Origin of the sequence: Stenotrophomonas sp. NPDC047960 (genome assembly GCF_043204395.1) — a bacterium.
Classification (GTDB): Bacteria; Pseudomonadota; Gammaproteobacteria; order Xanthomonadales; family Xanthomonadaceae; genus Stenotrophomonas.
The window spans coordinates 31,789-43,807 of the sequence record NZ_JBIDBX010000009.1 but is presented as its reverse complement, the minus strand read 5'-3'; the positions used below and the strand labels follow the sequence as shown (position 1 = coordinate 43,807).

8 protein-coding genes are annotated in these 12,019 nt (G+C 66.4%); 3 read left to right on the top strand and 5 right to left on the bottom strand.

Annotation, left to right across the window (positions count from 1 at the left end; all coding sequences use genetic code 11):
* Window positions 1-22 precede the first annotated feature (22 nt).
* The 4 genes from ACGFZ3_RS18020 to ACGFZ3_RS18005 are packed head-to-tail and all read right to left on the bottom strand — an operon-like array spanning window position 23 to window position 6,503.
* Window positions 23-778 carry an SDR family NAD(P)-dependent oxidoreductase gene (locus ACGFZ3_RS18020; protein WP_392924373.1) on the bottom strand — a complete coding sequence of 252 codons (756 nt, stop codon included), beginning with the start codon at window positions 776-778 and terminating at the stop codon, window positions 23-25.
* A 39-nt stretch (window positions 779-817) separates the two neighbouring features.
* Window positions 818-2,107: an MFS transporter gene (locus ACGFZ3_RS18015; RefSeq protein WP_392924370.1), complete on the bottom strand. Its 1,290-nt coding sequence runs from the start codon at window positions 2,105-2,107 to the stop codon at window positions 818-820.
* Window positions 2,104-4,341: an oligoalginate lyase gene (locus ACGFZ3_RS18010; RefSeq protein WP_392924368.1), complete on the bottom strand. Its 2,238-nt coding sequence runs from the start codon at window positions 4,339-4,341 to the stop codon at window positions 2,104-2,106. The genes ACGFZ3_RS18015 and ACGFZ3_RS18010 overlap by 4 nt, the downstream gene beginning before the upstream one ends.
* The gene (locus ACGFZ3_RS18005; RefSeq protein ID WP_392924365.1) at window positions 4,338-6,503 is read right to left on the bottom strand and encodes a chondroitinase-B domain-containing protein; all 2,166 of its coding nucleotides are present in this window, start codon (window positions 6,501-6,503) and stop codon (window positions 4,338-4,340) included. Before ACGFZ3_RS18005 ends, ACGFZ3_RS18010 begins: the two co-directional genes overlap by 4 nt.
* A 433-nt stretch (window positions 6,504-6,936) precedes the next feature.
* Between ACGFZ3_RS18005 and ACGFZ3_RS18000 the strand changes: the two genes are divergently transcribed.
* Both ACGFZ3_RS18000 and ACGFZ3_RS17995 read left to right on the top strand, forming a co-directional pair.
* Window positions 6,937-9,825, top strand: a complete 2,889-nt coding sequence (locus ACGFZ3_RS18000; RefSeq protein ID WP_392924363.1) for a TonB-dependent receptor — start codon at window positions 6,937-6,939, stop codon at window positions 9,823-9,825.
* Between the two features lie 43 nt (window positions 9,826-9,868).
* Entirely contained in the window at window positions 9,869-10,612 is a 744-nt protein-coding gene (locus tag ACGFZ3_RS17995) for a FadR/GntR family transcriptional regulator (RefSeq protein ID WP_068854509.1), read from the top strand.
* A gap of 33 nt (window positions 10,613-10,645) precedes the next feature.
* Here the strand turns inward: ACGFZ3_RS17995 and ACGFZ3_RS17990 are convergent, their stop codons facing one another.
* Window positions 10,646-11,035: a DUF6165 family protein gene (locus ACGFZ3_RS17990; RefSeq protein ID WP_392924359.1), complete on the bottom strand. Its 390-nt coding sequence runs from the start codon at window positions 11,033-11,035 to the stop codon at window positions 10,646-10,648.
* Window positions 11,036-11,242: 207 nt separating this feature from the next.
* Here ACGFZ3_RS17990 and ACGFZ3_RS17985 point away from each other — a divergent pair, with 207 nt between their 5' ends.
* Window positions 11,243-11,917: a TorF family putative porin gene (locus ACGFZ3_RS17985; protein ID WP_392924680.1), complete on the top strand. Its 675-nt coding sequence runs from the start codon at window positions 11,243-11,245 to the stop codon at window positions 11,915-11,917.
* Window positions 11,918-12,019: the final 102 nt, after the last annotated feature.

Genomic DNA, 12,019 nt, shown 5'->3' with positions numbered 1-12,019 from the left:
CTCCCAGGCGGTCAGCGGTCTATCAGGAGAAGTAGGTGCCGCCGTTGACGTCGACGTTGGCACCGGTGATGAAGCCGGCCGCGTCCGAGGCCAGGTACACGGCGGTGTCGGCAGCTTCCTGCGGGCGGCCCTGGCGGCGCAGCGGGGTGTTGCCGGCCACGGCGGTGCGCACTTCCGGCTTGGTGAACTCGTCATGGAAACGGGTAGCGATCATGCCGCAGCACAGCGCGTTGACCCGGATGCCACGCGGGCCCAGTTCCTTGGCCATGGCGCGGGTGAAGGTCATCACCGCGGCCTTGGCGGTGGCGTAGATCGACGCGCCCGGGCCACCGCCATCGCGGCCGGCCTGCGAGGCGAAGTTCACGATCGCGCCGCCTTCGGGCATGTGCGGCACCACCGCGTGGGTGGTCAGGTAGACCGAGCTCATGTTGAGGTCCATCACCTTGTGGAAGAACGCCGGGTCGATCTCGGCCAGCGGGCGGCGCTGCACCATGCCGCCGGCCACGTTCACCAGCACATCGATCTGCGGCCCGAACGCGGCCTGGGTGGCGGCAACCATGCCGGCCACGGCCTGCGCATCGGTCACATCGGCGCGGTGCACGATGGCGGTGCCGCCGGCAGCCTGCACCTGCTGCAGGGTGTCCTGCGCGCTGGCTTCGTCGTTGGCGTAGTTGATGCACACCTTGGCGCCGGCCGCGGCCAGCTTCAGCGAAATCTCACGACCGATATCGCGGCCGCCACCGGTGACGATCGCCACCTTGTCCTTGAACTGATTCATTTGGTACTCCAGTGATGCGAGGGGGAAAAAGGGAAAAGGTCAGCGGGTGGGCGGCGCATCGAGCTTCTCGACGCGTCCGGTCACCAGCCACAGGGCGAGCAGGGAAGCGGGCACCAGCGCCGCCACCAGGATGAAAATGGGTGCATAGGAGTCGCGGGTCATCACCGGCACCAGCCAGGTGGTGATCAGCGTGCCGGCCACGGCGGCCATGCCGCCCAGCCCGGCCAGCGAACCCACGGACTTGCCGTTGAAAATGTCGCCGGGCAGGGTCTGGATGTTGCCGATGGCGATCTGGAAACCGAACAACACGAAGGCAATGGTCACCACCGCCCACACCGGGTCGGTGGCCAGCACCGCGCCCAGCAGGGCCGGGGCCATGATCGCCCCGCCCAGGGTGATCACCCATTTGCGTGCGCGGTCCACGCTCCAGCCGGCCCCGATCAGCCGCCCGGACAACCAGCCGCCGCCGAGGCTGCCGATCATCGCGCCCACGTACGGCACCCAGGCAAAGATGCCGATCTGCTTGATGTCGAAGCCGAAGGTGTCGGCCAGGTAGATCGGCAGCCAGGACACGAACAGCCACCAGATCGGATCAATGAAGAAGCGCGTGGTGAGGATGCCCCAGGTCTGCCGGTGGCCCAGCAGCTGGCGCACGTTCGGCACGTACTCGACCTTGGGCACGGCGGGCTGTTCGGCCGGCGCATCCAGGATCAACGCGCGTTCTGCCGCGCTCACCCACGGGTGCTTGTCCGGGCCGGCGCGATAGATGATCAGCCAGGGCAGCAGCCAGACGAAGCCGATGGCGCCGATGAGGATGAACGTGCCGCGCCAGCCCAGCCACAGGAACAGCACCGCGATCAGCGGCGCGGAGATGATGGCGCCGATGGAGGCGCCGGCATTGAACACGCCCTGGGCCAGCGCCCGCTCCCGCGCCGGGAACCATTCGGCATTGGCCTTCACTGCACCGGGCCATGCGCCGGCCTCACTGATGCCGAGCATGGCGCGCACGATGCTGAAGGACAGGATCGAGTGGGTCACCGAATGCAGCGCGATCGAGATCGACCACACCGCAATCGACAACGCAAAGCCCATGCGGGTGCCGATGATGTCGAACAGCCGGCCGAACACGAACTGGCCGGCGGCGTAGAACAGCATGAACACCGTGACCAGCAGCGCGTAGTCTTCCTTGGTGGCGCCCACGTCCTTGGAAATCTGCGGCCACATCACCGCCAGTGCGTTTCGGTCGATGTAGTTGATCACCGTCGCCACCGCGATCAGCGCTACGATCAGCCAACGCACGTAGGAACGGGTTCGGGTAGTCAGGTTCATTTGCCGTCCTTGCCGGTGGCGGTATCGAAGCGCTTCCAGCCACCACTCCAGTTCCAGCGTTGGCCGTCGGCGCTCACCTCATGGCTGGCGCCCTTGGACGGGTCATCGGCGATGCCCAGCGCCACGCGCTGGCCACCGGCCAGGTCCAGCACCAGCACGCTGGCGTCCTTGCCACGGTAGTGGGCCAGGCGGTCGATGCGGCTGTTGGCGCCGCGTACGGTCTCGGCGGTGCCGTCGTACTGGCCATGCGGTTCGAGCACCCCGTAGAAGGTGGTGGACGCCTGCCCATCCACGCGCTGCAGCAGCAGTGGTTCGCGGCGCAGGTTGAAGGAGGGATCGTTTGCACCGCTTTCGCCGATCAGCGCCCGAGCCGGCGCGGTACTGCCGAAGCGGTAGGTATAGAAGCGCCCATCCAGCAGCCAGGTCAGGCTGCGCGCCTCGGTGCCCGGTTCGCTGGAGGCATCCACCCACACGTGCTGGTAGCCGTTGGCCTTGCCCAGCACCGGGCGCGTGGCCACCGCCGACTGCGCCTTGAAGCCCACGTCCATGATGTGGCCGTTGAAATGCAGCGGCAGGTCGTAGCGGGCTGGCTTGCTGCCATCCACGCGCAGCAGGTCCAGCACCACCGGCTGGCCCAGCGACGGGTGCGAAAGCAGTGCCTGGGTGCGGGTGAAGCTCACGCCGTCGTAGGCACCGTCCATGCGCGCCGACACAATCTGGGTGTCGTCGGTCACCGCGAACAGCAGCGGGGCAGGGGCCAGCGGCTGGCCCTGCTTCCAGTCGCCGCCGAAGTGGCTCTGTTCGTTCACCACCAGCGTGTTGTGCGCCAGCGTCTGCCGCGCCCAGCTGGTGTTCTCGGGCAGGTAGATGCCGCCCGCCTTCGCTTCGATGTTGAGGAAGCGGGCCGCGCCGTAATCGGTGACCACGCGCTGGCCGTTGTCATAGAACAGCCAGTTGAGCTTGTCGAAGTGGCCGTGGCCCATGCCCTGCTTGGTGTTCTTCATCACCAGTGCCTGTCCGTCTTCGCCGCCCATGCGCAGGATGGCCAGCGCGCCTTCGGTGCCGTCCGGGCCGTCGCGCAGCAGCGTGGGTACGAAGGCGTAGGGCCTGGCCTTGTTTTCAGCCAGCGCCTTGGCCACCTGCAGGCCTTCGGGCGAGAGCAGCACGCGCTTCTGCGACTGGGCCACCGACAACAGGCGCGCATCGCCGGTGTTGGCGTAGGCGATGTCGATGCCCGCCACCAGCTCTTCGGTGTCCAGGCCCTTGTCCAGGATCGCGTCGTTGATCGGGATGAAGTAGCCGCCGTAGCTGCTCTGTACCAGTGCATCCACTGCCTTGAGCAGCACCCCGTCGCGGCGCTTGAAGATGCCGCGTTCGGGTTCGTTGCGCTGTACCGCGTTGGCGAACAGGATGAAGGGCGCCAGCGCATAGCGCTGGTAGTAGGGGCCTTCCTCGTAATAGCCATCCGGCGAGAACAGCTGGTCCACCTGCTTGAGGAAGCCGGCGTTGCCATCGCGCCTGCTGCCCTTCAGCGCCTGGTCCACCAGCACCGGGTCGCGCAGCACGTAGCCGGTCATGCCGGTGGCGGCCACTGCCCAGGTCGCGTGGTTGTGGATCTTGTCGAAGTTCTCCGGGTTGCCGCTCAGGAACTGCGCCATCGGCCGGAACACGTTGTCGTCGATGGTGCGGCGTTCGTCGGCGGGGAGGCTGTCGCGGATCGCGTCGTAGCCCTGCACCGCTTTGACCAGCCACACCGAATCATTGAGGGTCTGCCAGAACAGACGCCCGGGAATCTGCCCGCGTCCTTCCGGGTGGGCGCCCAGACCGGGGTACAGCTTGGCGTAGCCAAGCAGCACATCGCGCGCGAAGTCCGCATACGCCTTGTCGCCGGTCAACCGGTACAGCGCGCCCGCGGCCTGGATGGCCTGGTAATTGCGCTTGTGCTGTTCGTGGGTGTAGCCGCCGCCCTTGTCCCTGGGCACCGGCACGTCGATGCCGGCTTTCATCATCGCGCGCACCAGCTTCTCGGCACGCGCCTGTTCCTTGGCGAACACCGGGTAGCCGGCGCCATCGCGGCGCATCTGCTCCCACTGGGCGGCGGTGACCAGCACCGGTGCGCTGCCCGCTTCGGCACCGCGCGTGGCCGCGTTGGGCGCCTGGGCCTGCGCGGCGGGCAGCGCGACGGCGCTGAAAGTGGCCGCCAGCAGCAGCATCAGGGACGTGGAACGCGTCATGGCAAAGTCTCGGCTGGGATATCGGACTGCAGCGCCGCCGTAGCGGTGAACGTGGTGTTGCGCAGGCGCAGGCGTGGCTCGCCTGTCTGATGGGTGAAACGCACCCGGCCGCTGCGCAGCCAGGTGGTATCGCTCAGGTGGGCCTGCTGCACGCCATGCAGGCGCAGGCTGGTGTCGCCCGCGCTGCCCACCTGTTCCAGGTGGCTGCCGCGGAGCACGAAGGCCGGCCCGAAGGTGCTTTCATCGGTGCCGCCACGGTAGAGGTTCACCAGCGGGCCACCGATGCGCTGGAAGATCGAATCGACGACCTCCACCGTTTCGGCGTTGTAGGTGCCCAGGTCGTCGGTTTCGGCGGCGGCGGCGATCACGCTGCCGCTGATGTCGCTCACCGTCACGCCCTGCAGCCGGATCGCCGCGGCGAACGTGCCCTTGCCGGTGTTGATCACATCGAAGGCCTTGTTGCTGGTCAGGTCGTGGATGCGGCTGTTGGCGATCTCCAGCGCGTAATCGAAGGCCTGGCTGCCCGGGGGTACGCGGATCACCGCATTGCCGGCAGCATCCGGCGCCAGGCTGCCGTCGATCTCCAGCCCGGACAGGCGCAGCGAGCCGCCGGGGCGGATCTCGAACAGCGAGGGCCGCGAAAAGCGCAGCGTGGCCTTGCCCTTGGCCGGGCCGATCACGCTCAGCGGGTGGTTCACCGCCAGCACTTGGCTGATGCGGTAGTCGCCGGCTTGCAGTTGCAGGCGGTCGCCCGCTGCGCTCGCCGCCACCGCCGTCACCAGGGTGTCTTCGCCCGGCGTGACGCGGTGCGCGCGGCCGCTGTCCAGCGCGGTCCGGGTGACCTGCTTGGGATACCAGCTCACGCCGACCTGATCGCGCGCTACCGGCGCCAGGTCGCGTGGCGCGCCCACCTCGATGCCGGCCGGCGGATACAGCAGGCCATTGGCCGCGCGCTGCAGGGTGAGGCTGCGTCCCTCCACCCCGTTCGGGAAACCGGGCGAGGCCGTTGGGCTCTGCACGTTGCCGCTGAAGGCAATGCCGGAAAGATCGCCCTGCGTGCGCAGCAGCTCGCCGCTGCCATCGCCGACGAACAGGTTGTCGGCGATCTTGCTGCGCACGGGCATCGCGTTGCGCTCGTCGTCCAGGCCCGCGCCCAGGAACAGGTAACGCGCCTGCACGAAGCTGTTGTGGCTGATCAACCCGTTGTCGACCTGCTCATAGCGGTTCAGTGGGGCATCGCGGGTGCCGGCCATTACTGCCAGCGCCGAGGCAAAGCCATCGCCGGCCACGCCTTCGAAATAGTTGTCGCGCACGATCTGGTCGCGGTTGATTACCCGCACCCCACCGGTATGTGGCTTGCCGTTGCCCAAGAAGATGTTGCGCTCCACCACGTTGCCGTGGCCGTGGCGCAGCACCATCGAGCCGCGCGATTCCCTGAACACGTTGCCGCGGTACAGGTTGCCGCCGGACTTGTTGGAGACAATCTCCACCTCGCCATCGCAGTGCTCGAACCAGTTGTTCTCCACCACCGTGTTGGAGGCCGATTGCGAATCGTGGCTGGTGCCTACGCGGATGGTTTCGCCCCCGTTGCTGCCCAGGTTGGGGCGCGGCCCGAACCAGTTGTGGTCGATGCGGTGGCGGTTGTCCAACCCGCTGGTGGCATTGCGCACCACCACCAGGGTGGTGCCGGCGTTGGTCTTGCCCACCAGCTGGTTGTGGTCGAAGCGATTGAATCTGCCGTACATCGCCACCCAGTTGTCGGACTGGGCGCGGTCGGGCTTGTTGTAGCCATCAATCACGATGCCGGTGACCCGGCTGTGCTCGGCCCATGCCTTGGAGGAACTGCGGAAGCTCACCACCTCGCCGCCCGGCGCCCAGCCATCGCGGAACACCAGGTGGGAGACTTCCAGATAGGCCCCGGCCAGCCGCAGCTGCGACTGCCCGCTCAGGATCACCTTCCCCGGTGTCTGCGCGGTCAGTCGAATTGGTTGACCAATTGTGCCGGTCCCCGTCAGCAGCAGATCCACGTCCCGCCACACACCATCCGCCAGGATCACGGTGTCACCGGCCTTCAAGCCCTTGGCAACAGCAGCGTACCCAGCAGCGTCATGCACCAGATGGTCAGCCGACCAGGCAGCGCCAGGCAGCAGCGCCAGTGCCAACCTCGTTGAAAACCATTTCCCGTGTCGGGCGGCGGGTCCCGGGCGCGTGGCGACGCGCTCAACGCAATGACGCCCGCCTTTCATGGGGCGCGGACCCCACCCAAACCAACGCCGTACCGCCTCACTCACACCCACATCTTGTTGCTGTGCCACAGGCTAACCCTCCCAGATCACCGTAGACCCCAACGCGAGTCCGGATGGTAACAGCCTCAGGCGCGACAACGTCAACCAAAATCACATACCACTTTAGCCGTAGCTGGTAAGCCATTTGCGCAAATATCTGCTGCACCCGCACATAAAAGTGACGGAAACTGGTATAGGAGGATGTGCGGGGTAGACTTTAGTACCAATTGATTGACATTGGTCCTTCAACCGTGAATCTTCCGGATCGAATCCGTGTATTCGGACGATCCATCCTGGGAGGGAGATCACGATGTTGCATGACCGCCGTACGGCCTCGCCACGAGGCTTCCGCCACACCGCGCTGCACAGCGCGCTGTTCTATGCCCTGTGCGCGACCGCGGCCCTGCCGCTGGCCCACGCCCAGGACGCTGCCCCGGCTACCGCCCCGGCGCAGGCCACCACCCTGGACCAGGTCCAGGTGACCGGCACCCGCGGCACCATCCAGACCTCGATCGACAAGAAGCGCGATGAGACCGTGGTATCCGACGTGCTCTCGGCCGAAGACATCGGCGACCTGCCGGCGCTGTCCATCGGCGAAGCCATCGAAACCATCACCGGCGCGTCCACCCATCGCGAGAAGGGCGGCGCCTCGGAAATCTCGATCCGCGGGCTGGGCCCGTTCCTGGGCTCATCCACCTTCAACGGCCGCGAGGCGACCAACGGCAGCGGCGACCGCTCGGTGAACTTCAACCAGTTCCCCTCGGAGCTGATCAACACCGTGGCCATCTACAAGACCCAGCGCGCCGACTTCGTCGAAGGCGGCACCGCCGGCACCGTCAACATGGAAACCGTCAAGCCGCTCGAGTACGGGAAGCGGACCTTCCAGCTGGATGGGCGCGGCACCTGGCAGGAATACGACGACCGCCTCAAGGACGGCGACGGCGTGGGTTGGCGCGGTACCGCCAGCTACATCGATCAGTTCGACTTCAGCGGCGGCGGCAAGCTTGGCGTCTCGCTTGGCCTGCAGGCGCTGGAAGGCAGCAACCCGGAGGAAATGTTTTCCAGCAGCACCACCTGGGCGGCCTGCGATGGCCGCGAAGTGGTCGGCGCCACCCGCAACTGCACCCAGGTCAACGGCAACGACGTGGCCAATGGCGTGCCGTACTACCTGGTGCCCGGCAGCCGCCTGTACCGCCAGTTCATCGAACACGACAAGCGCGATTCGCAGTTCGGCGCGCTGCAGTGGCGGCCCAATGACGCGGTGGAAGTGAACCTGGACTACCAGCACTCCAAGCGCGACTACACCGAAGACCGCTCAGACCTGACGTTGTCATCGATGATGCGCAACCTCAACAACCGCGTGGTCAGCGACGACGGCGCGCTGCTCAGCCACACCGGCAGCACCACCATCGATTCCACGGGCAATTTCCTTGAACGCAAGGAGGAATACACCGGCGGCGGGTTCAATGTGATCGTGCGGCCCAGCGCGGCGTGGATGTTCTCCACGGATCTGTCGTACTCCAACACCCAGCGTTCGCAGATCGAACGCTCCACCCGCCTGCGCGCCGGCCGCACAGACGTCAACGGCAAGCCGGTGGCCGGCATCAAGAACACCCGCTATGTCGATTACACCTACGACTACAGCGGCGACGTGCCCAGCATCTACCTGGATCCGGCGTTCGACGTGAACAACCCGGACAACTTCACCGATTCGGCGCTGATCCGCCGCCGCCAGCAGGACCGCGAGCACACCATCCGCGCCGGCCGCTTCGATGCCGCGTTCACCCCCGAAAGCGGCTTCTTCACCGCGCTCAAGGGTGGCCTGCGCCGTTCCGAAGCGACCTACACCGACTTCACCGACACCGTGGACGTTACCACCACCAATGTCGCCGCGATCCGCGCCGCCAACCAGGCCTGCCGCCAGGCCTTCCCGCAGGATGATTTCCTGGCCAACGCCAGCGGCAACACCATCGACCAGTGGGCCACCTTCGACAGCCGCTGCCTGTTCAAGGCTTTCACCGGGGTGGACGACACCGGCCTGAGCGCGGACGTGCGCGACCCGGCCAACAATGATGTGACCGAGAAGACCAGCGCCATCTACCTGATGGGCGACTACAGCAGCGAGTGGTTCGGCGTGCCGGTCACCGGCAACATCGGCGTGCGCTGGGTGCACACCGACGTGCGTTCGATGGGCCTGCGCAGCGGGCTGGACGTGGTCAACAATCCCGACGGCACCGTAACGCTGCGGCCCACCGGCGATTTCACCCGGCAGGTGCTCAAGGCCAGCAACAACGAATGGCTGCCCAGCTTCAACGCCGCCTTCGAACTGCGGCCGGACCTGCTGCTGCGCGTGGGTGCCTACCGCGCGATGTCGCGGCCGGACCTGGCCGCGCTCGGCTACGGCCGCAGCTTCAACCTGGATGAAGTAGATGCCGAGTTCGGCAGCGTGGCCGATGCGCTGGGCAACATCACCGCCACCGGCAACCCGCGCGCCACGCCGCTGATGTCGTGGAATGCCGATGTCTCGCTGGAGTGGTACGCCAACGCCGATTCCATGCTGTCCACCGCCGTGTACTACAAGCAGTTCAACGGCGGCTCGGTGCCGGTGGTGGTGGGCGAGAACTTCGATATCGACGGGGTGAGCGTCACCGTGCCCGTTGAGCAGCTGGCCACCAGCGACCAGAAGAGCGACCTGATCGGCTTCGAGCTTACCGGGTCGCACAGCTTCTCTTACCTGCCGGGCATCTTCGCCGGGCTGGGCGTGAAGGCCAGCTACAACTACGCCCATTCCAACTTCAAGACCGAAGACCTGCGCCTGGGCGAGTCCACCGACCCGGGTACCGGCATCGTCACCCCCGGCATCGTGGAGCCGGCCAACATCTTCGGCCTGTCCAAGCACGTGGCCTCGGCGCAGGTGTACTGGGGCCTGGGCAAGCTGGACCTGCAGGCCATCTACAAGTACCGCTCCGATTACTACCAGCAGTTCGTCGGCGACCCGGCGCAGAACCGCTACGTGCGCGACAATGGCGCGCTGGACTTCCGCGCCACCTACAAGGTGAACAAGCACCTGTCGGTATCGCTGTCGGCCAGCAACCTCACGGACGAGCCGCGGGTGTCGGATATGCCCATCCTGGGCAGCTTCCGCGAGTACACCACCTACGGCCGGCGGTATTATCTGGGGGTACGCTACCGTTTCTAAGCGCAACTCCGGTTCCCAGCCACCGTACAGCCAGGCCTTGAAGATGTCCGAACCCCGCCTTTACCAGTCCATTGCCGCTGAAATCGTCGCGCTGATCGAGAAGGGCGAATTCCCGCCCGGCTCGCGCCTGCCCGGCGAACGCGACCTGGCCGAACGGCTGGGGGTGAGCCGGGTAACGGTTCGTGAAGCGGAAATTGCCCTGGAGGCGCAGGGCCTGATCACCATCAAGACCGGCTCGGGCGTCTACGTGAAGGCACGTCCGGCGGCCGCCCCTGGCGCGCTGCCGGATGTATCGGCCTTCGACCTCACCGCCGCCCGCGCGGTGATCGAAGCCGAGGCGGCGGCCATGGCCGCCAGCCGCATCACCGATGCGGAAGTTGAGATGCTGGAAGGGCTGATTGCGGCAATGACCGACCCGGCCTCGAGCGAGGCGGCGGCCAGCGAGGCTGACCGCCAGTTCCACCTGGCCATTGCACGCATTGCCGGCAACCCGGTGGTAGAGCACTGCGTGCAGCTGATCTGGCGCATGCGCAACGAATTGCCGCGGGTGCGCCAGGTGTATGCCAACGTGTGCCACAACGACGGCGACACCCGCAACGACGAACACACCGCCATCCTCGATGGCCTGCGCCTGCGTGACCCGGGCGCGGCGCGCACGGCGATGCGCAATCACTTCCAGCGGCTGTTTGAATCGATGCTGGAAGCTACGGAAAATGAGGCGCTGGCAGAGATCCGCCGGCGCACCCAGCAGGACCGGGAACGATTCCTGGCGGCTACCGCCCGTTGAGGGATCCAGCCACGCCCTGCGTGGCTGGCGCAATCACTCCCCCTGGTACTGCTTCTCTTCCACCAACTGCGACCCGGCAATGCGGTTGATCTCGTTCTTTACCTTCACCCGCTCGCCATTGGTGCCATAAACACCGCGCGCCAGCTGGATGAACTCATCGTCGAACACCTGCGCCGCTTCCTTGTCGCGCAGCTGGTCCTGGATGTCCCACATCCGCACGTTGATTTCCTTGAGCTGGGTTTTCAACGCATCCAGGCCTGGCTGCGCGGCCAGCTGTTCCTGCCACAGCGGCAGAAGTCCCTCCAGCTCGGTACGCACGTTGGCGACCTTGCCCGCATCGGTGATGCGCTCGGCCTTGATTTCCAGGATGGTGATCTTGTCGATCAGCTCGCCAATCGATACCGGGGTCAGGATCGCGTCCACGCCATTCTCGCTGCAGGTCAGTCAGGGGCGCCATGATAGCGCGGGCCGCCTGAAGGTCTGGTGGGCAGCTTTTACGCCGAATTTGCGCGCCACGCCGCTACGCCGCATGGCGCCTTTACGGGCGCGCTCACCACACTGTGCGCTTCAACGGCGCGGCCGTATTCTGGAGTGGTGCACGTGGTGGCAAAGCAGGAAACAGGGCGCGCAGTGCGCCGGGTGAGCGGCGTGGTACTTGGCCTGGCGCTCAGTGGTTCGGCGCTGGCAGGCGTGGATGGCAACGCCACGTTGACCTCCGACTATGTCTGGCGCGGCAGCTCGCAGACGACGGAAGATCCCACCGTGCAGGCCGGGGTCAAGCTCAGCAGCGAATCGGGCTGGTATGCCTCGGTCTGGGGCTCGGGCGTGTCGTTCGAACCGGATGCCGGTGCACGCAGCGAGTTCGACATCGTCGCCGGCTGGAGCGGTGCGCTGGCACCGGATTGGGCGCTGGACGTCAATCTCACCCATTACCGGTACCCGTCCACCGACGTGGACCTGGACTGGACCGAGCTCAACAGCACGCTGACCTGGAAGGAGCGCTACTGGGTGAGCGTCGGTGCTTCCGATGATGCCCTGGCCAGCGGCCGCACCGGCACCTACGCCCAGCTGGGCGCACGCGTACCGCTGGGCGAGCAGTGGCGCATCGAGGGCGCGCTCGGCCAGTACTGGCTCGACAGCGCGTACGCCGACGATTACCTGCACGGCCAGCTCAGCGCCATCTGGAAGGTGCACGGCCCCTGGGAGCTGCGCCTGACCGCGCACGACACCGATCGCGCCGCCAAGCGCCTGTTCGGCAGCAACGCCGGCTCCCGGGTGGAATTCGCGGTGCAGACCACGTTCTGAGGTGCGGGCGGTGATTGAAACCGCGCCTCTTCGCCAACGGTCATGCCTTACCGGGGTACCCACCCGCGCGTGCGGTCGATAGGGATGCGACCCTACCGGCGT

Coding starts and splice junctions, on each gene's coding strand:
- ACGFZ3_RS18020 (WP_392924373.1), bottom strand. CDS start 778: ATGAATCAGTTCAAGGACAAGGTGGCGATCGTCACCGGTGGCGGCCGC.
- ACGFZ3_RS18015 (WP_392924370.1), bottom strand. CDS start 2,107: ATGAACCTGACTACCCGAACCCGTTCCTACGTGCGTTGGCTGATCGTA.
- ACGFZ3_RS18010 (WP_392924368.1), bottom strand. CDS start 4,341: ATGACGCGTTCCACGTCCCTGATGCTGCTGCTGGCGGCCACTTTCAGC.
- ACGFZ3_RS18000 (WP_392924363.1), top strand. CDS start 6,937: ATGTTGCATGACCGCCGTACGGCCTCGCCACGAGGCTTCCGCCACACC.
- ACGFZ3_RS17995 (WP_068854509.1), top strand. CDS start 9,869: ATGTCCGAACCCCGCCTTTACCAGTCCATTGCCGCTGAAATCGTCGCG.